Genomic DNA, 21,929 nt, shown 5'->3' on the forward strand with positions numbered 1-21,929 from the left:
ATTGAATTTATCTACAGTCATTTCTGATCTACAACAAAAAGGCAAGGAGCGGTTAGCTTGGTCTGATTTTTGCTGGTTAGGATTAGTAATAATTTTGGGACTGGTTATTAGGTTAACACAATTAACTAGCAAACCTCCCTGGACGGATGAATTTGCCACTATGGTTTTTAGTATTGGCAATAATTACCAGATAGTGCCGTTAAATCAAATAATTTCCCTAGACACTTTATTAGCACCTCTCCAGAGCAACCATCAGGCAACTATTGCCGATGTAATTAAATTAGTTATTCAGGAGGACAATCATCCACCTTTATATTTTATTCTCGCCTATCTCTGGAATAAATTATTCTTTGATCGGGGAGAATATGTATCTTTAGCAGGAATGCGATCGCTGGCAGTTTTTTGGGGAGTTATTTCGATTCCTTTAATTTATTTTATCAGTAAATTGGTCTTTAAATCAGGCTCGATCGCTTTTCTGTCGGCGATTTTAATGGCGGTTTCTCCCTACGCGGTTTTTATCTCCCAAGAAGCGCGTCATTATACTTTAGCGGTTGTATTTGTCCTCATATCTTTAGGCTGTTTTCTTAAGGCAAGCGGCCAAATTATCGACCATAAGAGAATATCCCATACTTTGGTTTTTTTCTGGTTAATTGTCAACTGTCTAGGGTTATTAGTCCACTATTTTTTTAGTTTAACTATCCTCGCAGAAGCGATAACTTTATTATTGATTTTATTCAAGCAAATCAAACAAAAAAACTTTTGGATAACTAATTGGTGGCGTTTAAGTTTAGTTTTTTTAGGTAACTTGAGCTTTATTATTATTTGGTTTATCACTTTTGTACCCAAAGATTATGGCAATCAGATGACCAGTTGGATTCAGAGAGACAATGATAGTTTTTTGTCCGTAATTAGCCCCTTTTTTCAATTGCTGGGAACATTAATCACCATGCTTTCCCTGCTCCCCGTTGAATCAGAATCTTTAATAATTATCTTGATTTCTGGGGCAATAATGATCGGTTTTTTTCTCTGGATTATCCCACAATTAAAAACAGCATGGCTAGACTCCTATAAACCAGAATTAGGCATTCTCTCGGCATTTTTTCTCAGTTCAATTGCTATTTTCTTTGTCATCACCTATCTGCTCTCGATCGATATTACCCGGGGAGCTAGATATAGTTTTGTTTACTTTCCCTCGGTAATTTTAATTCTGGCAATTTTATTAGACAATTGTTGGCAAAGGAAGCAGCAAAAAATCGTAATTATTGTAATTATCATGGCTTTAGTTAGTTCCCTAAGTGTTACTTTTAATTTAGGCTATCGTAAGTATTATCGCCCGGATAAATTAGTTACCACCATCGAAAATAATAGCCGTTATCCGTTAGTAATTGCCACTAGCTATAGGAGTTTGGTGCAGGTGGGAGAAATGATGGGAATTGCTTGGGAATTTAACCAAAGATTTCCCGATAAGAAACCTAAGTTTATCTTAGTTAACTCAGGACAAAAGCCAAATTTTAATCTGCCATCTTCTCCCCCTTTTGAATTATGGTTAATTAATTTCCATTCTTCAATAGATCGAGCGGACTGTCAACTCTCAGAGTTATCCTCCAATTATGTAACAGGTTATGAATATCAAAAGTTTCTCTGTGGGCGATCGATGGATTATAATAGTAAAGTTAAGTAGGGCTATTAACTATGATTATTTGGGTAAATGAACAGATTGACCCCTGCGGTTTAGTACAAGCTTGTATTGCCTGTCAAGATGAACAAGCAGCAAAAGATTGTCATCAAAGTTGGTTAACCAGTCTTACGGATGAACAAAAACAAGCGGGGTGGGTAGCAGTTTTAAGAACCGTAGAATCTTGGGATGATGTACCGGTAAATGCTCTGAAGTTAAGTTATTAACTAGGGTTTGCGGCAAAAAGTTTTTCCTGGATGTGGGGTGTTTTTAAAGTTGGATGGGGAGTTAATCCCACTATTAACAACGTCAATCGATGACAAAATTTTGGCTGCCAGAGCTTTGAGAGCAAAAACAGGCGAAAAGACAGAAGAGAAAGGAGATATCTGGCTAAAATAACTTCAGTTCGGGTTAAGCAGATTGGGTGCATCTCACATTTGCAGAAATACCGATAATCAGCAATTATCAGTGACTCTTAGATGATGACAAATGTATCAGCAGCTGCCTGTAAGCATCCCACCGAAAAGCTAATGCGCGGGGGGTTTGGGGGCGGCGCCACGCCCCCAACGGGGGGTTTGGGGGGTTCTACCCCCCAAAAGCTGGGATTGAGTGATAAAATCGCAAGTAACGCCCAATTTTATCGAGGAGTTTCCCCGTAAAAATCCCAACTTGGTAGATTTACAAACATGAGATGCACCCAGCAGATTTTGCCATGACTTTCAGGAAAGAATAGGACTGACTGGCTAAGGTAAAATTATGGTTTCGGCTTATCTTGAACTGAGGTTAAAATAAAAAATATTTCAGTTATCAATTTTTCATGAATATCAGACAAGAAATCACTTTATTGATGATGTGCATGGCATTTTCGAGTACATTTTTCGGTGAGGTTTTCGCTGCTCCACGTCTTGACTGGCACAGTGCCGATTTTGAAGGTCTGCGAGTAATTGCCGAGTCAGCTTGGAAGACCGAATACGAAGCAAAGAAACGCGGGGAAGAACTACACTTCAAATATGGATTTCAAAATCTGGGTATTCTTTGGATTCCTTACTATAGTAATCTATCGGGAAAATCGCTCTATCAAACAATTATCGTTCCAGAGGGCAATTGTGATCGATTTTTACAAGAGAATATTCGACGAATCAATCGCGATGCCTACTGCTTTACACCCAGTAATCGTGGTTTAGCTCCCAACCGTCGAGGTGGTCGTATTTTCTAATTTTATATCTCCATGGCTGTGGTAATTCTCAACTCAATTTTAGAGTGAGCAAGAAGGCTAAAGCCTAAAATAAAAAAGAGGGCAGGTTTTAGCCCACCCTTTGATCCTACTTTAAACGAATTACTAACCGGCGATCGGGTTCCACGCCGCGACTTTCCGTGGTTAAATCGTTTTCTTCCTGAAAAAAGGCATGGATTTGGCGACGTTCCGCCGAAGATAGGGCTTTTAATTCTATTTCCTGTCCTGTTTGCCGTACTTGCGTCGCCGCTTGATTCACCCAGTCGAAAAGTTCTGCCTGTCTTTGTTGACGATAGCCATTGATTTCGACAATATAGAACTGATGTTCTGCCGCCTCGACACCAATATTCAGAATCGTATTAGCTAGGGATTGAATCGCATCCAGTCCCTCACCCTTGTTAGCGAGGAGAAGTTCCACTTGTTGGGGACTCAATTGACTGCTATCAATAATTAACCAACAGGAGGAAGGTCCAGTTCCCAATTCCTGCACACCAATCTGGACATCTGCGGGCATGGCCATCAACTTTAGCAGTTTTTCCAGCCATTGTTTAGCTTTCTCGCTATTTTGCTCCCATATACTCATTACGATGTTTTTTCCTTTTTCTTGCTAGAACGTTTTTCAAAGGGGAGAGCATCGCGGGATTTTTCCGTTTTTTCCTGTTCCGCTACCAATTTTTGCAGGTTTTCCGGTAACGGTTCCCGCATTAAAATCACCGTTTGAATAGTTTGGAAGATGTTCGCGGTTAAGATATACATCAATACCCCCGCCGGTAAGGGGAAAAACAGGAACATCATACTAAAAATTATCGGGGTGATTTTATTCACCGTTTGCTGTTGTTGGGCTGCCCCCCCCGAAGGCGCACCGGCGCCGGATAACTCTTGGTTAACATAGATACTAATACCGAAAGCGATCACCATCGCCAAAATATCCCAGTGAATTTCACCATCTGGACCGGTTGCCCCAATTCTTCCCAGGGCCTCAATAAAGAGAAAACCCGTATTAGCGGCAATCCCCGGGACGATAACTTTAATACTGGCATCTCCGGGGGCTAAAGCGACGATGGAACCGTCTTCATTAACTTGCACCAGTTCTTGACCTTTAACCACCTCGTAGGTGGGTTTTAGGTTATTTTCGGGTACTTCCGTGGCTAATTGGCTTAAAGACTTGCCCTGGTCGTTTTGGAGGTCGATTTTTAGCTGTTCTCCCGGGGCGATTTTATTGCCTTGGGGTAAAAAAGCGGTAATGGGATAGTGGAGAGACTCGTCAATATAGACGTTTTGGGGTTTGGTGGCATAGGGTTGGCGCTGCACCAGGGCGATTTGTTCCCTTGGCAACACCTGTAAATCGACGGTATAGTTAATGTCCGAGAAGGGGGAACCCCGCAGAGTCGCAAATAAAGCCAAAAGAATCGGCATTTGTAATAACAGGGGTAAACAACCCGCTAGGGGATTGCCCAACTCCTGCATTAATTTGCCCATTTCCTCCTGTTGTTTTTGCGGGTCATTTTTGTAGCGTTGTTGAATTTCTGTCTGTCTTTCCTTCATCAAGGGTTGAGTGATTCGCATTTTTCTCATATTGCGAATCTGGCCGGCGCTGAGGGGAAAGACGGCAAATCTCACCACCAGCGTTAAAGCAATGATGGCGAAACCGTAACTATGCACAATCCGAAAGAAAAAATCTAGGATTGGCAACATGATATTTGTGGAAATAAATCCGACTCCAAAATCCATGGGTTTAATCTATGCCTTCTCGTTTAATAGGGGTTCACTTTGACAAATCTAATTTATCGAATCTCGGCGATCGATTATTTTGTTTTATTGACTTATGATCGATTCTAGGGGACGACCGGTTTTATCGGCGACTCTTTCGGCAATATAGTCATGAATTTCCCGGAATTTCGGCATCGCGCGCATTTCTAAACGACTTCTATCCTTGAGAGTTACGACAATATCCCCCCAAAGACCAATTCCTCTCGGCATTTTCGCTACTTTTGCCACTTCCGAATAGATAATATCTGTGCGATCGCGTCCCATCCAACCCCCGGTGATCGAAATCCGCCGATCGGTTATCTTATATCTTAACCAGATTGCCCGTACTACTGCCCCAACGGTCAAAGGTAAACAAATCACCGTAAATCCTAGCAGGATATTGATGATTAGGTCGCCGATGTGCGGACCCCCTTCATAAAAAGTTTCTTCTTTAATGCCCATGAATTATATTGGCCTTCACTAACAACTGCTTTAATTCTCGCAAAAAATGTTCATAATTGCACTCGATCGCCCCTGGACGGATAATGATTATCCCTCGCCATCCTGCTGCTATTTCTGGCAATAACTGCCGAATTACCGCTCGTATTTGCCTTTTTAGTCGATTACGAACCACCGCTTTTTTACTAACTTTCTTGCTAATCGAGATACCAAAACGACTGGGGCCGGGGGCATCTGGGCAAGAATCCTCTAAACTAATTAAGGTTAAGTGGGAACCGTGATAACGCTTCCCTGTTCCATAGACAGCTTGAAAATCCTGTCGATGTTTTAAGCGATGAATTTGGGGTAGTCCCACGAAAATTAGTCGGTTCCCAGAATAACCTAAACACTTAAACGATAGCGCCCTCTTTTCCGACGAGCTTTAATTACTTTGCGTCCGTTGACGCTACGCATTCTCGCTCTAAATCCGGAAGTGCGCTTCTGTTTGCGCGTGGTTCCTTCTAAAGTACGTTTACTCACTGCTGATTTTCCTCCTTAAGATAGAGTTACTCTATAGATATAAAGACACAATTTTCAATTATAACAAAATTACTAGGAATTGGGAAGCCCATGGTCAAGCTCCGTTTCGGTCGGGACATCTGTAATTGTCTCCCAGTGGCTGAAAAGCGCGAATGGTTAGTCACTAATGGTATTGGGGGTTTTGCCGCGGGAACTGTGGCCGGATTGCTAACTCGCTGTTATCATGGCCTCTTGATCGCTGCTTTGGCTCCACCGACGCAAAGAACGCTTCTTGTGACTAAAATCGATGAATCGGTACAATATAACCAGAAAATTTATCATCTGGCCAGCAATCGCTGGTTAGGTGCTACGATCGAACCCCAAGGCTATATTAATATCGAAAGTTTTCATCTGGAAGGCACAATTCCCGTCTGGACTTTTATCTGTGGGGATGCCTTACTAGAAAAGCGCATTTGGATGGAACAGGGAGAAAATACCACCTATACTCACTATACCTACCGTCGTGGCCATTCTCCCCTAACTCTCAATCTGACTGCTTTTGTCAATTATCGTGATTTTCACGGCAATACCCAGGGTTTTAACTGGCAAATGGCTATTAGTCCCCTGGAAAAAGGAGTAAGAGTGATTGCCTATGACAATGCTGTACCTTTTTATCTATTAATCAGTCAGGGAGAGGTTTTTCCCGCTCATATCTGGTATTATCGCTTTGATTTGGCCGTGGAACGTTATCGTGGTTTAATCGATCGAGAAAATCATCTCCATGGGGCTAGTTTTTCGGCTACTCTTAGAGTGGGAGAATCGGTGACAATTGCCGCTAGTACCCGTCCCGATCCGAATTTAGACGGTCAATCTTCTCTAGAGTCTCGCTATCGCTACGAAAATAGTCTGATTAATCCCCAGCAGCCTGAATGGATTCAACAACTTACCCTCGCTGCCGACCAGTTTATCGTTAGTCGTCCTCTCCTGGATCAACCGGACGGCAAAACAATTATCGCGGGTTATCCTTGGTTTGGTGATTGGGGTCGCGATACGATGATCTCCCTAAGAGGATTAACTTTGACTACAGGCAGACCTGCGATCGCGCGTCAGATTTTACTGACTTTTTCCCGTTATCTAGACCAGGGTTTATTGCCGAATTTACTGCCCGATGGGGGAGAAATGCCCGAATATAACGCTGTCGATGCTATTCTTTGGTATTTTGAAGCCATTCGTTCCTATTTTAACCAAAGCCAAGATTTTGAGTTTCTCAGAACTATTTATCCCGCTTTAAAGGAAGTGATCGCTTGGTTTCGTCGCGGTACTCGCTACAATATTCACCTAGATGACGATGGTTTGATCTATGCCGGCGAAGCGGGAGTACAATTGACTTGGATGGATGCCAAAGTTGATGATCTGGTGATTACTCCCCGCATCGGCAAACCCGTAGAAATTAATGCCCTTTGGTTCAATGCCCTCAAAATAATGGTTCAATTTGCCCATTATTTGGGCATGGATGCCACTGATTACGAAAAAATGAGAAAAATGACCCTAAAAGGGTTCTCTCGCTTCTGGGATGATTCTCTGGGGTATTGTTACGATGTTTTGGATACGGACAAGGGTAATGATGCCAGTTTACGACCGAATCAACTTTTTGCCGTGTCTTTGTCGGTGGAGGAGTTATTAAATTCCCCACAGAAAAGGGCTATTGTCGATATTTGTGCTTTAAAATTGTTGACTTCTCGCGGTTTGCGATCGCTAGATGCCGATCATCCTGATTACCTTGGCGTTTACAGTGGCAATCGCTTAAAAAGAGATAGTGCCTACCATCAGGGGACAGTCTGGGGATGGTTATTAGGGGCATTTATCGAGGCCCATCTGAAAGTCTATCGCGATCCCATCCTAGCTGAGAGTTTTTTAACACCGATGATCGATCATATTTGGGATAGCTGTATCGGTAATTTAAGCGAAATTTTCGATGGTAATGCCCCTTTTACCCCTAGGGGCGCTTTTGCCCAAGCATGGACAGTGGCAGAGGTGTTAAGGGTTTGGCAAGTGATCCGAGAATTTTCGCCATAATCCTTTAAAATAAGCAATTGTTAGGTGTGTTAGACCAGCTAAAGGGCTTACCCTAAAAACCTCAGTCAGACCGTTATAGACAAAACTCTCATGGAGAAACCGCAAGTTATTTTTCTCGATGCTGTGGGTACTCTTTTTGGAGTAAAAGGCAGTGTCGGAGCAATTTATAGTCAAATAGCAGCTGATTTTGGGGTAGAGGTGGCGGCCGAGAGTCTAGAACAATCTTTCTTGGCTATTTTCCCCACTTCTCCCCCCCTAGCTTTTCCTAAGGTTGAACCGGCACAAATTCCCGAGTTAGAGTATCGCTGGTGGCGATCGCTAACTGGGGCAGTTTTTAATAATTTAGGTTATCTGGAACGATTTCCCGATTTTGAGGCTTTTTTTGGCGAACTTTACCGTCATTTTGCCACGGCCGAGCCTTGGGTCCTGTACGAGGATGTCATTCCCGCTTTAAGACTCTGGCAGATTCAGGGGATCGAGTTGGGCATTATTTCTAATTTTGATAGTCGTATCTACCAAGTTTTGGCAGAATTAGGCTTAGAATATTTTTTTCGATCGATCACGATTTCTTCCCATGCAGGAGCAGCTAAACCCGATGCTGAAATTTTTCAAATCGCCCTGCAAAAACATGATTGTTCCCCCGCACAAGCTTGGCATATTGGCGATAGTAAAAAAGAGGACTACCAAGGAGCAAAAGCCTTGGGTATAGAAGCGTTTTTAATTCAAAGATCAATAGGGTTGGCTGAATAAATCTAAAAACCTTGTGGGATAATATCTTTGGCTCTTATGGGTAAAATCCTACAACCCACACCCTGCCCCCACGAAAAACTTTTTCAGCAAACCCTAGGTAAAGAGAGAAAAAGTCTTTCAGCGGGAATAGGGGACAGGGAGGGAATACATACCCTACCAGCTAATACCTAACCCTCAAACTGCTTTAATCCCCATCGGGATTTTAGACTGATTCCTGGGATGGGATGGCAGTCGCTTCTGACGGAGCAGCGTTAGGATCTGTCTCTTTGGGGGCGGCCACTTTTACCAAAGCATGACGCAAAACATCTTCTCCGAGAGTGTATCCTCGCACTAACTGCTCGACCACCGTGCCTTCGGGATGTTCATCGGTGTACTCCCGCATCATCGCTTCGTGGTAGGTGGGATCAAAGGGTTGACCTTCCGGACGCATGGGGGAAACGCCTAAACGCTTGAGACTCTCTACTAAGATTTTATAGACCCCTTGGTAACTCTTGTGAATACCCATCTCGCCATCATTAGCAGGTTTAATTTGAGTACGGGCGCGCTCAAAATTATCCACCACGCCAAGAATTTCCATCAGGGTTTTGCCCTTGATTTTTGTTTCCAGTTCCTCTTTTTCCTTGGCTGTGCGTTTGCGAAAATTGTCGAACTCGGCTGCTAGAGTGATATAGCGTTTCTTGTAGGCATCAACCTGTTGGGTTTGTTCCTCTAACTGCTGTTTGAGAGTATCGATTTCCTCTTGTAGAGCATCGATAGTCATTCCCCCTAGAAGGGAAAATTCCTCGCTAGAGGCGGCCTGATCCGTCACAGTTTTGGCTTCATCGGTGACACTGGCTTCCGATTCGGTTGTAAGGGATTCGGGGGAATTAGGAAAGGATTCTTGGTTTTCGTCGAAAATTACTGAGGTATTTGGTTCTGCACTCATAGTATGCAATTTTAGTGGGTAATTTGGCAATATATGACCATTTACTGCTAATTTTGGTCTTTAAGTACCAGCTAATAATCAAGGTTTAACCTTTAATGTAACATTTTGTGGACAAGATCCGTAACTGGATATAAGCGACCCCGATAGATAATCGGTGATCTAGAAAAATTTTTGCTAGAATATAATTCTCTTAGTAAAATTGGGAACATTTAAGGGTAGTGGAGAGGTTAAGAATCGTCTATGACATTTTCTTCCAAGAAAACCCGTGCCGTTGCCCTACGCAATTACTTTTCGCCCTTTGGTAACAAGTTGGTGCAGTCGGGCTATGTCGGTGCCGACCAGATGCAACAGGCCCTAGTGGAAACACGGAAATCGGGACGATCGCTAGTAGAAATATTACAACAACTAACCGGGCGCCCTTTGCCCCCGGATTTACGGCGACAGTATAAGAAAAACCAGTTATTTGAACTAAAAATTCTCTACGGGGTCGAATCGATCGACCCCGAATTAACCGATGTGGATGGACTGGAAATAGCCCGATTGATCGATTCTTTGATTCCGATCGATCTTTGTCGTCGCTATCGTCTCATCCCCCTGCGAAAGATCGAAGGAGAGCCGGCTGGGATTTTGATAGCCATGGTCGATCCCGACAACCTCGAGGCTTCCGACGATATTAATCGTATTCTCCGTCCCAAGGATTTAGGTTTACAGCGTTTGGTGATTACCGGCGAAGATTATGAAAGATTACTGGAAAAATTCCACTCGGCTCAATCGGAACTAGAACAGGAAAAAGCCCGACTGCAAAAAGAAAAAGAACTGGAAAAACTCTCGGATCTCACCGATATTGTCGGCAATATTGATGTGGCCTCCGGGGGTGCTAACGATGAAGTGGCCGATGATCTCGGAGAAGGGGACGCTAATCAAGCCCCCGTCATCAACCTCGTCAATAAAATTCTAGCTAAAGCCCTACAGGAATGGGCCTCCGATATTCACATTGAACCCCAAGAAGAATTCCTGAAAATTCGCTTTCGCAAAGATGGAGTTCTTCATCAAGCTTTTGATCCACTGCCGAAAAAAATTACCCCGGCGGTGACAGCCCGTTTTAAAATCATGGCCGATCTCGATATTGCCGAACGTCGTCTTCCCCAAGATGGTAAAATTCGGCGGATATATCAAGGGCGGAAAGTGGATTTTCGGGTTAACACCCTACCCAGTCGCTACGGGGAAAAAGTCTGTTTACGGATTCTCGACAACTCGGCTACCCAGTTGGGTTTAGATAAACTAATCACCGACCAAAAGACCCTGCAAATCGTCCGAGACATGGCCAGTCGTCCCTTTGGTCTGTTACTGGTGACAGGCCCGACCGGTTCGGGGAAATCCACCACTTTATACTCGGTGTTAGCCGAAAGAAATCACCCCGGGGTCAATATTAGTACGGCCGAAGATCCGATCGAATATTCTCTACCGGGCATCACCCAGGTGCAGGTAATTCGCGAAAAAGGCATGGATTTCGCCTCGATTCTGCGGGCATTCATGCGACAAGACCCGGATGTGATTCTGGTGGGAGAAACTAGGGACAAGGAAACGGCCAAAACAGCGATCGAGGCGGCCTTAACTGGTCACTTGGTCCTAACTACCCTACACACCAACGATGCCGCAGGTGCGATCGCTCGTCTCGATGAGATGGGGGTTGAACCGTTTATGATTTCTGGTTCTCTCTTGGGAGTCTTGGCCCAGCGTCTCATGCGGCGCGTCTGTACCGAGTGTCGAGTCGCCTATCACCCCACCCAAGAGGAATTAGCCCGTTTTGGTCTTGCCGCCGCCAATGAACGGGAAGTGACCTTTTATAAGGCTAATACCCTAACCCTAGAGGAAATTCAACAGGCGCGAAAACAGGGCAATCTCTGCGTTAAGTGTAGCGGCAGCGGTTATAAAGGTCGGGTCGGGGTCTATGAGGTAATGCAAAATAGTGAACGACTGCAGCAGTTAATTAACCAAGGGGCAACCACTGATCGCATTAAGGAGACGGCCGTCGATGAGGGCATGGTGACACTCCTAGCCTATAGTTTAAATCTGGTGCGCGAGGGTTACACCACCCTCGAAGAGGTGGAACGGGTGACATTTACCGATTCTGGTCTGGAAGCGGAACTAAAAGCCAAACGGAAAAGCGGTTTAATCTGTCGTGGTTGTCGCGCCGAACTACAACCAGAATGGCTCGATTGTCCCTATTGTATGACACCGCGATTTAGTGATTAAGACAGTTTTTTAGTTATCAGTTATCAGGGAACTCCGGAACCGGCAAAAGTATTATGAATTTGTCTCCTGATGACCGGCTCCTGACTCCTATCTCCTTTTCACTTTTTACCTTATAGATGGGGTTTAACTTATGGAATTAATGATCGAAGATTTAATGGAACAATTGGTCGAGATGGGCGGTTCCGATATGCACATTCAGTCCGGGGCTCCGGTCTATTTTCGCATTAGTGGCAAACTGTCCCCGATTAATGAAGAATCTTTAACCCCGCAAGATTGTCAGAAATTGATTTTTAGTATGCTCAATAATACCCAAAGAAAAGAGTTAGAGCAGAATTGGGAATTAGACTGTTCCTACGGGGTGAAAGGATTAGCAAGATTTAGGGTCAATGTTTATAAAGAAAGGGGGGCTTATGCAGCTTGTTTACGGGCTTTGTCCTCTAAAATTCCTAACTTTGAACAATTAAATTTACCTAGAGTAGTACGGGAGTTATCGGAAAGACCGAGGGGATTAATTCTCGTAACTGGCCAAACAGGTTCAGGTAAAACTACCACTTTAGCGGCAATTTTAGACTTAATTAATCGGACTAGGTCTGAACATATTTTAACTGTAGAAGACCCAATTGAATACGTTTTTCCTAATATAAAAAGTCTGTTTCACCAACGACAAAAAGGAGAAGATACCAAGAGTTTTGCTAACGCTTTAAGAGCATCTTTACGGGAAGATCCTGATATTATCCTTGTGGGAGAAATGCGGGATTTAGAAACAATTAGTTTGGCAATCACGGCGGCAGAAACCGGTCACTTAGTCTTCGGAACCCTACACACTAGCTCGGCAGCGGGAACAGTGGATCGGATTATTGACGTTTTTCCTGCTAATCAACAGGCACAAATTCGCGCCATGTTATCCAATTCTTTACTAGCAGTTTTTAGTCAAAACCTAGTCAAGAAAAAAAATCCTAAACCGGGGGAATTTGGTCGGGCAATGGTACAGGAAATCATGGTGGTAACTCCAGCGATCGCTAACCTAATTCGGGAAGGAAAAGCCCCCCAAGTCTATTCAGCAATTCAAACCGGAATGAAGTTAGGAATGCAAACCATGGAACAGGGATTAGCTAATTTAGTTGTTAGGGGTGTTGTCTCTTTGGAAGAGGCCATTTCTAAAAGCGGTAAACCCGATGAATTACAACGTCTTATCGCCGGGGCCAGCGCTAACGCTAAAGCCCGGATTTAATCCTAAATCCTGTTTAAAAGGTATAGGAGAGTGGGAAGTTTTTTGCTGTAAACAGTGAACTGATAACTGATAACTGATAACTGATAACTGATAACTGATAACTGATAACTGATAACTGATAACTGATAACTGATAACCGATAACTGATAACTGATAACTGATAACTGATAACTGATAACTGATTTGTCCTATGCCTAATTTTGTCGCACAAGTTAAAAACGGCTCTGGAAAAGTTTTCCAAGAGAAAGTTGAGGCCATGTCTCCCGAACAGGCCCGGACGATGCTGAAGGCGAAATATGCCGCCGTCGGTAAGGTCAAAAAAGTGGGGGGAGAGATCGATCTTTCCGGTTTAAAGTTGATGTTTGCCAGCATTTCCATCAAAGATAAAGCGGTTTTTTCCCGTCAATTTTCGGTAATGATTAATGCTGGTGTGGCGATTGTGAGATGTTTGGGAGTTTTGGGGGATCAATGCGGTAATCCCAAGATGAAAAAAGCCCTAGAAGCGATTAGTGCTGAGGTACAGCAAGGGAGTCCGTTATCGGAAGCGATGGCCAAACATCCCGAATGTTTTGATGAACTTTATGTCAGTATGGTCGAAGCTGGAGAGACGGGGGGGGTACTCGATGAAGTGCTGAACCGTCTCTCGAAACTTTTGGAAGATATGGCCCGCTTGAAAAACCAGATTAAATCAGCGATGACCTATCCGGTAGCGGTGGGAATTTTGGCGGTAATTGTGTTTTTCGGGATGACAATTTTTTTAATTCCCGTGTTTGCGAAAATTTTCACCGATTTAAACGTGCCGCTACCAGCTTTAACGCAATTTATGCTCTTTTTAAGTAGTGTGATGCGTAGTTGGTTGATTTTAATTCCGATTGTCACCATTGTTGCCACGGTTTTTTTACTACGTCGCTATTACAAAACCCCGATGGGTCGTCTACAAATTGACCACTTTTTCCTTAAAATGCCTCTTTTTGGTGATTTGAATGAAAAGTCAGCTGTGGCTAGATTTTGCCGGGTTTTTGGGACTCTGACGCGTTCTGGTGTCCCGATTTTAAGTTCTCTCGACATCGTTTGTAATACGGTGGGTAATCAGGTAATTGCCAATGCGATCGCTGGTGCCAAGGCGGAAATTCAGCAGGGGGGAATGATGAGTTTGGCCCTACAAAAAGCCAATGTTTTCCCACCTTTGGCAATTCAAATGATTAGTATTGGGGAGGAAACGGGAGAATTAGATGCCATGATGATGAAAGTGGCGGATTTCTACGAAGATGAGGTGGAACAGGCCGTTAAAGCTTTAACCAGTATCATTGAACCCTTGATGATGATTGGTGTTGCGGGGATGGTGGGAATTATTCTTTTGTCTATGTACTTGCCCATGTTTAAAATCTTCGATGCGTTGGGATAAGTTGAGCAGTGATCAAGTGATCAGTGACTATTGCCGGTAGCTGGAAATCAGCAAGATTTTAATTTTTATCTCCTTTTATTTGATTAGGTGAATCTGTGTCTTACGAAACTTTATTAGCGGAATATAGCTGTCGTGAGGGGGCGATCGAATTATTGCGACAATATCGCCCCTATTTAGAGTTAATTCCTAGTATGCGTCGTCCTGAAGAGAGTTTAATTACTATTCCCTTGCCCTTGGTCAGAATTCGTCCATCTTCTGCCCTTGAATCTAGAAAGACGGTACAATTAGCTTGTGATTTGGCGATTCTGATGTGTGATCCGGAATGGAAAATTAAATTAGGTTCAGAAATCCTGATTTTTATCCATCGTCCGGGGGAAGATTTTTCTGATTTGTTGAAACGCTGGCGCGAAACACAAATATGTTTAGATAAAGAATATGAATGGTTAATGCCCCCCAGAGAACAACATATGTTTAGTGAAGGTGCAGAAACAATTCATCCTTTATTTGTGGTTTTTGATCAAACGGCCGAGAGAATAAAAAAGGGTTTAAGAGGGGCTTTTTTACCGATGGTTGTTCAAAGTTATCGGCCAGCTTTGATTGATGATTGCTTAGAATTAGTCGATCAAGATTAGCTGACTCTCTGGGGTGAGTATAAAGGGAACAGTTGACGATGGTTAAGTTCCTAAAATCAAGCACTGACGATGGCAATTAAGCAGCGAAATTTCCTGTCCAGAAACCCTTTCTAACATCTCGACGAGATGATCGGGCTGTAGTAAAGTGCCATCATTGCGACAACTGCCCACATAGCACAAAACGGCTTCCTTGTCAACAGTTTTTAACTCTAATTCATATAATTGTTCTCGCAGATTAATCGTGACTTTTTTGCTGGATTTGGTGGTTTTTTCCCGTTCCATCACCGTTGCTTGCTTAATCGCCTCGATCCAATTTTGCCATTGTTGGCAGTCAATTCCCTCACTGTTAAAAGTGAGCAAATACGCAGCTTTTTCTAACAAACGGGTGGCAGCGGGGGCATTTAAGGGAATTTCTTCCACCTGATAAACTGGTAAATCTGCGGGCAATTGTGCGCTTAATTGCTGTTTAAACCTCTCTAAATCGATCACTTTTGTCAATTCAAAATCGACAATCTCACCGCTACTGGTTGCTCCCAAGGATAAAGCATTGGCGATCGAAATGCGCGGACCAGGGTGAAATCCACCGGTAAAGGAAATGGGAATAGCAGCGCGACGGACGACGCGATCAAATAAACGCACCAGATCCAAGTGGCTAAGTAGGGCCATTTCGCCAATTTTGCCAAACCAAACCCGAATTCTTTGGGCGCGTTCTTGATTGGGTTGAAAATGTCCGGCAAAAGCGGGAATCGGAGGCGCTTCAATGACGATATTATGACCAAAATCGACGCTACAAACGCCACAATGGGAACAACCCTCAAAAGAACAATCGGGGACCGTTGCCGCGTCTAGGGCGCGTTTTAAGTCCTCCTGTAGCCATTTTTTATCGATACCGGTATCCAGATGATCCCAGGGCAAAGGACGCTCTAAAATATCTTTGTCTGCATCGGCAAAAATATGCCATTCTCCCTGTTCTATCTGACGATATTTCCAAGTTAAACCGGATTCTTTGATCGCCTGTGACCATGCTTGATAGGCTTTCTCTGTATTATCCCACCAAGCATCCATCCCGGCTCCCAATTGCCAAGCGCGCAGCACCACTTTCCCTAAACTTCTGTCACCGCGACCGATAAAATCTTCCATGGCCGAGATGCGGACATCGGTATAATTGACTTTTACCCCTCTCATGCCTTGGAATTCCTGTCTTAATAACTCCTGTTTGCGGATAAATTCGGCCGTCGAGACGGAATGCCACTGGAAGGGGGTATGGGGTTTAGGCGTAAAATTAGAGATAGTTAGGGTAAAATCGAGGGGTTTCCGCTTCGGTAAACGACATTCCCGACGCAACCAACGCAGGGTTTCCGCGATACCGATGACATCCACATCGGTTTCCCCTGGCAAACCGATCATAAAATAGAGTTTGACCTTATCCCAACCCTGTTCGACAGCAGTTTTTATCCCTCTGAGTAATTCTTCGTTGGTTAACCCTTTGTTAATCACATCGCGCATTCGTTGGGTTCCCGCTTCCGGTGCAAAGGTTAAACCCGATTGACGATTGCCCCCAATTATGTTAGCAATATTTTCGTCAAAGCGATCGACTCTTTGACTGGGTAACGATAGAGATATATTCTCATTCTGGAGACGGTTTTTAATCTCCATACCCACGGCAGGTAAAGCTAGATAATCGGAGCAACTGAGAGATAATAAGGAAAATTCGTTATATCCCGTCGCTCGCATTCCTTTTTCAATCGATTCGATTACTGCTTCCGGTTGCACATCCCGCGCAGGACGGGTTAACATCCCCGGTTGACAGAAACGACATCCCCTAGTGCAACCGCGACGAATTTCCACCACCAGGCGATCGTGAACCGTTTCCACGAAGGGAACTAAACCGATAGAATAGGCTGGGATAGGAGTCGCTACCCGGCGTAAAATTCTTGGCGGTACATCGTCACGATTGGGGATAACTGCACCGATTGGGGTGACATCGTAGAAACGCGGGACATATACCCCCGGAATTTGGGCTAAATCTAGTAATAGTTCTTCTTTGCTTAGATTAGCTAGTTTACCTTCTTCTAAAATTAAACCGATTTCTGGCAATAATTCTTCGCCATCACCAAGGGCGATAAAATCAAAAAAGTCGGCGTAGGGTTCGGGGTTAGAGGTGGCAGTTTGTCCCCCGGCAAAAATTAGCGGATAGTTACCCGAGTCTCTTGCTCTCCAAGTCAAGGGAATTGCCGCTAAGTCGAGCATTTCTAAAATATTGGTGGCTCCTAGCTCATAACTGAGACTAAAACCCAGAATATCAAAATCTGTGAGGCAACGACGGGATTCTAGGGCAAATAAGGGGGTTTTTGTCTGTTTGAGTTTTTGGGCTAAATCCGGTGCGGGTAAATAAGTGCGATCGCAGAGTTGGCGGGGTTGAGCATTGAGGATATTGTAGAGGATAATATGGCCGAGGTTAGATGCCCCCACTTCGTACACTTCCGGATAGGTTAACACCCAACGAACCACAGCACTTGCCCATTCTTTATGTTTAGCGCCTAACTCGTTGCCCAAATAACGCGCTGGTCGAAAAATGTCGGGGGTAAGCAGTTGGTCTAAAGCAATAGTCACGGCAATCTACCTCAGATATCGTCAGCAATGGGTGCTTTTCTACTATAGCAGCCAGAATCGAGTCAGTATTCAGGAGTCGGGAGATAGGGTTTTGGGGTGATAGGGTTTTGGGGTGATAGGGTTTTGGGGTGATAGGGTGATAGGGTGATAGGGTGATGAGACAGCTTCCCCACTTCCCCACTTCCCCACTTCCCCACTTCCCCACTTCCCCACTTCCCCACACCCCACACCCCACTTCCCCCCACACCCCACACCCCACTTCCCCATCTCCCTAAAATTCCAGAGGCTATAAGATAATTAAGCGACATTAATCTTGATTTCATGAAAGAACCGTTAATTGAATTGAGAGGAGTATCGAAAAGATTCGGGGATAATGTTATTCTCGATGGTTTAGATTTAACCATTTATCGAGGGGAGGCCCTGGTAATTATCGGGCCGTCGGGAACGGGAAAATCAACGGTTTTACGGTTAATTGCGGGATTAACGGGGATAAATGCTGGAGAAATTCGTATTAAAGGTCAATTGCGTCAGGGATTGCTAGAAGATGGTCGAGAAGCGATGCGAACTTCCTTAGTTTTTCAACAAACGGCCCTGTTTGATTCTCTCACCGTCGGGGAAAATGTCGGTTTTTATCTTTATGAACAAACTAATTTAAAAAAAGCCATAATTAGGGAATTAGTGGAAAAAAGCCTGGAAATGGTCGGTTTACAGGGAATTAGTGACCTTTATCCTTCGGAACTATCGGGGGGAATGCGTAAACGGGTGGCTTTTGCCCGCGCTATTATCACTAATCCCGATAATCCGGCCGATAATCCCGAATTACTGCTGTATGATGAACCTACCGCCGGATTAGACCCGATAGCTTCCACAATTATCGAGGATCTAGTGCGGACTCTCCATGAAAAATCGGGGTCTGCGAACACTTATGTGATGGTTTCTCACCAACAAAGTACCATCCGACGCACCGCCGATCGAGTAGTATTTCTCTATCAGGGAAAAGTGCAATGGCAGGGATTAGTGGCAGATATCGATCGTACCGATCATCCCATGATCCGGCAATTTTTTAGCGCCAGCATTGAAGGCCCGATTAGGACAATCGTTTAAGCTAGATTAAGCTAAATTAAGAACTATCGAGAATGAGAGAAAAATCATGCAGAGTTCGCGAGCTTTACGGGAAGGAAGACTAGGTTTGTTTGCTCTAGGCGGATTATTGGTCTTTGGGGCGCTCGCTATCTGGGTTCGCGGGGGAGGATTTGGTCAGAAAACCTATCAATTAATCTTCGAGTTTGCCGACGTGGAAGGGTTACAAGTCGGGGCGCCGGTGCGTTTTCGCGGGGTGAGAGTGGGAAGAATTACGAGTTTTATCCCGGGGAGTAATCAAGTGGAAGTTATTGCCGAAATCGCTTCTGCTACTTTAGTTATGCCTAGGAAGGTAACTGTTACTACCAATCTTTCCGGATTAATTGGAGAGGCAGCCATCGATATCACTCCCTTAGTTTCTTTAAGTGCTGAGGCTAAAAATCTCGACCCTCTGAGTCCCGACTGTGATCAACAGTTAATTCTCTGTAATAATACTCGTTTACAGGGGACAACAGGAACACAATTAATGTCTAGTGTTGGTCGTTTAGTGGATACTTTTACCAGTCCTGAATTTGTGGGTAATCTCAATGATGTCACCAAAAATACCGCTATAGCAGCTCAAAAAATCGCCCGTTTATCCGATGATACCTCCCAGACTATCCGTAATGCCCAAAGAGAAATCTCTCGTCTATCTTTGGAATTAGCTACCACCAGTCGCTCGGTCACTAATACGGCTAATAATGCCTCCCGTTTTGTCAATACTTTAGATAATACCGTTCAGGAAAATCGCAGTCAAATCAGCAGGACTTTTCAACAATCTTCCCAATTGGTCGCTAATATCAATGCTGTTCTCAGCGAAAATCGCGGACAAATTGTTGATACTCTCGGTAATATTAATCAAGCTAGTTTAGGTATTGGTAGTCTCGCTAATAATCTCAATAATACCGCCCTGAGGTTGAATGCAGGTTTAGATGAAATTGATACTAAACAAGTCATGCAAAATATCGAGACTATTTTGAATAATGCGGTGGAAACATCGAATAATTTACGAGAAATTACTAAAACTATTAACGATCCTGCTACAATTGTCGTACTGCAAAAAACTCTCGAATCCGCTAGGGTGACTTTTGAAAATACTCAAAAAATCACCTCCGATATCGATGAGTTAATCGGTGATCCCCAATTTCGCGAGAATTTAAGACGTTTAATCGATGGCTTAAGTAATCTGCTTTCTTCCGGGGAACAATTAGAATATAATTTGCGTATCGCTCAAACTTTAGATACCATGACTCAAGAGTTAGCTAAACAAAAAGTTTTGACCATCTCTCGACCTTTAAATCCTAAGCAAATGCAACTCTATCCCCAATTTATCGTTCAACAACCACCCACGAGTGAAAAATGACAAAACAGCACAATTCAAGCGATTTTCAGTGAACAGTAATCAGTGAAATGAAAACTCACATCTGATAACTGATAACTGATAACTGATAACTGATAACTGATAATAATATGTTTAAATCAATTTGTATTACTCTTGGAACTCGTCCTGAAGCGATTAAATTAGCTCCCGTTATTCGTGCTTTTCAAGAATCGGAACAGTTTCAAACCCATGTAGTTCTGACGGGACAGCATAAAGAAATGGTAGCGCAGGTGATGGAATTATTTGCTTTAAAAGCAGATGAAAATCTCGATATTATGCAAACCCGTCAAACCTTAACTGATATTACTTGCCGCAGTTTACGGGGTTTAGAAACAGTTTTTGAGCGCATAAAACCAGATTTAATTATTGTGCAAGGTGATACTACCACGGCTTTTGCTGCTGCTTTAGCGGCTTTTTATCAACAAATTCCTATCGCCCATGTAGAAGCAGGATTAAGAACTAATGATATCTATAATCCCTATCCCGAAGAAGCTAATCGCCGCCTAATTTCTCAACTGACTACCCTACATTTTGCTCCCACTACTTTAGCCGTGGAAAATTTACAAAAATCTGGGGTGACAGGAAATATTCACCACACCGGTAATACAGTTATTGATGCTTTATTAACCGTAGCCAAAACCGCCCCAGAATGTCAAATTGCGGGCTTAAATTGGTCAGATTATCGGGTTTTATTAGCCACGGTTCACCGCCGGGAAAATTGGGGCGAACCCTTACGGGATATTATCAAAGGATTCACTTTGTTGTTAGAAAAATATACCGATACAGCCCTATTATTACCCCTGCATCGCAATCCCACCGTCCGAGAACCAATACAGTCCGCTTTGGGCAATCATCCCAGGGTATTTTTAACTGAACCTCTCGATTATGCCGAGTTAGTGGGGGCGATTCAACGCTGTTATTTATTATTAACTGATTCGGGGGGCATTCAAGAAGAAGCCCCTAGTTTAGGAAAACCGGTTTTAGTATTGCGAGAAACCACGGAAAGACCGGAAGCAGTACAAGCGGGAACAGCGAAATTAATTGGTACTAATCCAGAGCAAATTTTAGCACAAGCGGGAGAATTATTAGGGGATAAAATCGCCTATGATCGTATGGCTAATGCCATTAATCCTTTTGGAGATGGACAAGCATCCCAAAGAATCCTCCAAATCGTCCAAGATTTTTTGGCTTAATCTATGACTACTTGGTTGGGTATCGACCCCGGATTAGCGATTGTCGGTTGGGCTATTCTCCGGGATAATAGTGAGTTAATGCCGATTTTAGTCGATTACGGCACGATCGAAACTTCTAAAAATCTTTCTACTGCCCAGCGTTTGATCGAAATTGAACGGGATTTAAAGGAGTTAATCGCAGAATATAAACCGGGGGAAATTGCCGTGGAAATGCCCTTTTTTAACCGGCAAATCAAGGCAGCTGGTGGAGTCCTGCAAGCATTGGGAATTATCAATCTGGTTAGCTGCCGCGATGGGGGAATTGAACCGATTTTCCTCCATCAAGCTAGTTGGAAATGTCATCTGGGCCATGGTAGGGCCACTAAAGCGGAGGTGGCCGAACAAATTAAGTATTTATTCGGATTGACAAAAATGCCCATTAATGATGCTGTAGATGCTATAGCGATCGCCTATGCCGCTTTTAGTGGCGTTCGCAATCAAATCTCTTGAAGCAATTTGACCCAATTGGTCAAAAAATTTAGCTGACAACTAAAAGCCATCTTTGGATTTAGTATTGTAAAGTTTTGTAAAAAATATATGCAAATGACTGCAAACAACTGCTAATATGGTTAGTGCAAGTTTACATTGCAGTTCACATGAAACTATCAGATTATGCTAAGAAAAAAGGGATCAGTTATGACACTGCTTGGAGAATGTGGAATCGAGGGCAGTTACAAGGAGAACGTCTTCCTAC

At 43.6% G+C, this 21,929-nt stretch carries 21 protein-coding genes and 1 pseudogene; 14 read left to right on the forward strand and 8 right to left on the reverse strand.

The features are described from left to right. Position 1 precedes the first annotated feature (1 nt). The 3 genes from EWV68_RS05825 to EWV68_RS05835 all read left to right on the forward strand — a co-directional run bounded on the left by EWV68_RS05825 (position 2) and on the right by EWV68_RS05835 (position 2,891). Entirely contained in the window at positions 2–1,681 is a 1,680-nt protein-coding gene (locus EWV68_RS05825) for a glycosyltransferase family 39 protein (protein WP_287169140.1), read from the forward strand. An 11-nt stretch (positions 1,682–1,692) separates the two neighbouring features. After that, entirely contained in the window at positions 1,693–1,902 is a 210-nt protein-coding gene (locus EWV68_RS05830) for a hypothetical protein (RefSeq protein ID WP_002739214.1), read from the forward strand. A gap of 590 nt (positions 1,903–2,492) precedes the next feature. Further along, the gene (locus EWV68_RS05835) at positions 2,493–2,891 is read left to right on the forward strand and encodes a hypothetical protein (protein ID WP_002738634.1); all 399 of its coding nucleotides are present in this window, start codon (positions 2,493–2,495) and stop codon (positions 2,889–2,891) included. A 106-nt stretch (positions 2,892–2,997) separates the two neighbouring features. Here EWV68_RS05835 and EWV68_RS05840 read toward each other — a convergent pair whose 3' ends face one another. The 5 genes from EWV68_RS05840 to rpmH form a co-directional block, all read right to left on the reverse strand. Further along, entirely contained in the window at positions 2,998–3,492 is a 495-nt protein-coding gene (locus EWV68_RS05840; protein ID WP_002784366.1) for a Jag family protein, read from the reverse strand. After that, entirely contained in the window at positions 3,492–4,640 is a 1,149-nt protein-coding gene (gene yidC / locus EWV68_RS05845; RefSeq protein WP_061432563.1) for a membrane protein insertase YidC, read from the reverse strand. The genes EWV68_RS05840 and yidC overlap by 1 nt, the downstream gene beginning before the upstream one ends. A gap of 84 nt (positions 4,641–4,724) precedes the next feature. Continuing rightward, positions 4,725–5,120 carry a PH domain-containing protein gene (locus EWV68_RS05850; RefSeq protein WP_002738951.1) on the reverse strand — a complete coding sequence of 132 codons (396 nt, stop codon included), beginning with the start codon at positions 5,118–5,120 and terminating at the stop codon, positions 4,725–4,727. Next, the gene (gene rnpA / locus EWV68_RS05855) at positions 5,110–5,472 is read right to left on the reverse strand and encodes a ribonuclease P protein component (RefSeq protein WP_002763101.1); all 363 of its coding nucleotides are present in this window, start codon (positions 5,470–5,472) and stop codon (positions 5,110–5,112) included. Before rnpA ends, EWV68_RS05850 begins: the two co-directional genes overlap by 11 nt. Positions 5,473–5,498: 26 nt before the next feature. Then, on the reverse strand, positions 5,499–5,636 hold the full coding sequence (gene rpmH / locus EWV68_RS05860; protein ID WP_002739276.1) for a 50S ribosomal protein L34: 138 nt from the start codon (positions 5,634–5,636) through the stop codon (positions 5,499–5,501). A 90-nt stretch (positions 5,637–5,726) separates the two neighbouring features. Between rpmH and EWV68_RS05865 the strand changes: the two genes are divergently transcribed. Then, a complete protein-coding gene (locus tag EWV68_RS05865) occupies positions 5,727–7,691 on the forward strand; it encodes an amylo-alpha-1,6-glucosidase (protein ID WP_287169141.1) in 1,965 nt (654 codons plus the stop codon). A 90-nt stretch (positions 7,692–7,781) separates the two neighbouring features. Then, positions 7,782–8,441, forward strand: coding sequence for an HAD-IA family hydrolase (locus EWV68_RS05870; protein WP_287169142.1), 660 nt, complete (start codon positions 7,782–7,784; stop codon positions 8,439–8,441). A gap of 202 nt (positions 8,442–8,643) precedes the next feature. Here the strand turns inward: EWV68_RS05870 and grpE are convergent, their stop codons facing one another. After that, positions 8,644–9,366, reverse strand: a complete 723-nt coding sequence (gene grpE / locus EWV68_RS05875; RefSeq protein WP_287169143.1) for a nucleotide exchange factor GrpE — start codon at positions 9,364–9,366, stop codon at positions 8,644–8,646. A 240-nt stretch (positions 9,367–9,606) separates the two neighbouring features. On the opposite strand from grpE, the gene EWV68_RS05880 reads away from it, so the two are divergent. Together EWV68_RS05880 and EWV68_RS05885 are read left to right on the forward strand one after the other, a co-directional pair. After that, a complete protein-coding gene (locus EWV68_RS05880) occupies positions 9,607–11,622 on the forward strand; it encodes a GspE/PulE family protein (RefSeq protein WP_287169144.1) in 2,016 nt (671 codons plus the stop codon). 130 nt (positions 11,623–11,752) lie between these two features. Beyond that, on the forward strand, positions 11,753–12,853 hold the full coding sequence (locus EWV68_RS05885) for a type IV pilus twitching motility protein PilT (protein WP_061432558.1): 1,101 nt from the start codon (positions 11,753–11,755) through the stop codon (positions 12,851–12,853). Here EWV68_RS05885 and EWV68_RS05890 read toward each other — a convergent pair. Further along, positions 12,803–13,111: a hypothetical protein gene (locus EWV68_RS05890; protein WP_287169148.1), complete on the reverse strand. Its 309-nt coding sequence runs from the start codon at positions 13,109–13,111 to the stop codon at positions 12,803–12,805. The genes EWV68_RS05885 and EWV68_RS05890 overlap by 51 nt on opposite strands. Here EWV68_RS05890 and EWV68_RS05895 point away from each other — a divergent pair. Both EWV68_RS05895 and EWV68_RS05900 read left to right on the forward strand, forming a co-directional pair. Further along, complete coding sequence (locus tag EWV68_RS05895; protein ID WP_287169145.1) at positions 13,044–14,258, forward strand: type II secretion system F family protein; 1,215 nt, start codon at positions 13,044–13,046, stop codon at positions 14,256–14,258. The genes EWV68_RS05890 and EWV68_RS05895 overlap by 68 nt on opposite strands. A 95-nt stretch (positions 14,259–14,353) precedes the next feature. After that, positions 14,354–14,890, forward strand: a complete 537-nt coding sequence (locus tag EWV68_RS05900; protein WP_061432556.1) for a hypothetical protein — start codon at positions 14,354–14,356, stop codon at positions 14,888–14,890. Positions 14,891–14,932: 42 nt separating this feature from the next. Here EWV68_RS05900 and EWV68_RS05905 read toward each other — a convergent pair whose 3' ends face one another. Then, on the reverse strand, positions 14,933–17,503 hold the full coding sequence (locus tag EWV68_RS05905; RefSeq protein ID WP_287169147.1) for a TIGR03960 family B12-binding radical SAM protein: 2,571 nt from the start codon (positions 17,501–17,503) through the stop codon (positions 14,933–14,935). A gap of 321 nt (positions 17,504–17,824) precedes the next feature. On the opposite strand from EWV68_RS05905, the gene EWV68_RS05910 reads away from it, so the two are divergent. The 5 genes and pseudogenes from EWV68_RS05910 to EWV68_RS05930 all read left to right on the forward strand — a co-directional run. Then, positions 17,825–18,607, forward strand: coding sequence for an ABC transporter ATP-binding protein (locus tag EWV68_RS05910; protein ID WP_002739028.1), 783 nt, complete (start codon positions 17,825–17,827; stop codon positions 18,605–18,607). Positions 18,608–18,653: 46 nt separating this feature from the next. Further along, positions 18,654–19,985: an MlaD family protein gene (locus EWV68_RS05915; RefSeq protein ID WP_061432554.1), complete on the forward strand. Its 1,332-nt coding sequence runs from the start codon at positions 18,654–18,656 to the stop codon at positions 19,983–19,985. A gap of 107 nt (positions 19,986–20,092) precedes the next feature. After that, positions 20,093–21,196, forward strand: coding sequence for a non-hydrolyzing UDP-N-acetylglucosamine 2-epimerase (wecB, locus tag EWV68_RS05920; protein ID WP_061432553.1), 1,104 nt, complete (start codon positions 20,093–20,095; stop codon positions 21,194–21,196). 3 nt (positions 21,197–21,199) lie between these two features. After that, positions 21,200–21,685, forward strand: coding sequence for a crossover junction endodeoxyribonuclease RuvC (locus tag EWV68_RS05925; RefSeq protein ID WP_002763127.1), 486 nt, complete (start codon positions 21,200–21,202; stop codon positions 21,683–21,685). 146 nt (positions 21,686–21,831) lie between these two features. Then, a pseudogene (locus EWV68_RS05930) lies at positions 21,832–21,929 on the forward strand (IS607 family transposase); the annotation flags it as partial.

Source organism: Microcystis sp. M_QC_C_20170808_M9Col (assembly GCF_007095495.1).
GTDB lineage: Bacteria > Cyanobacteriota > Cyanobacteriia > Cyanobacteriales > Microcystaceae > Microcystis > Microcystis aeruginosa.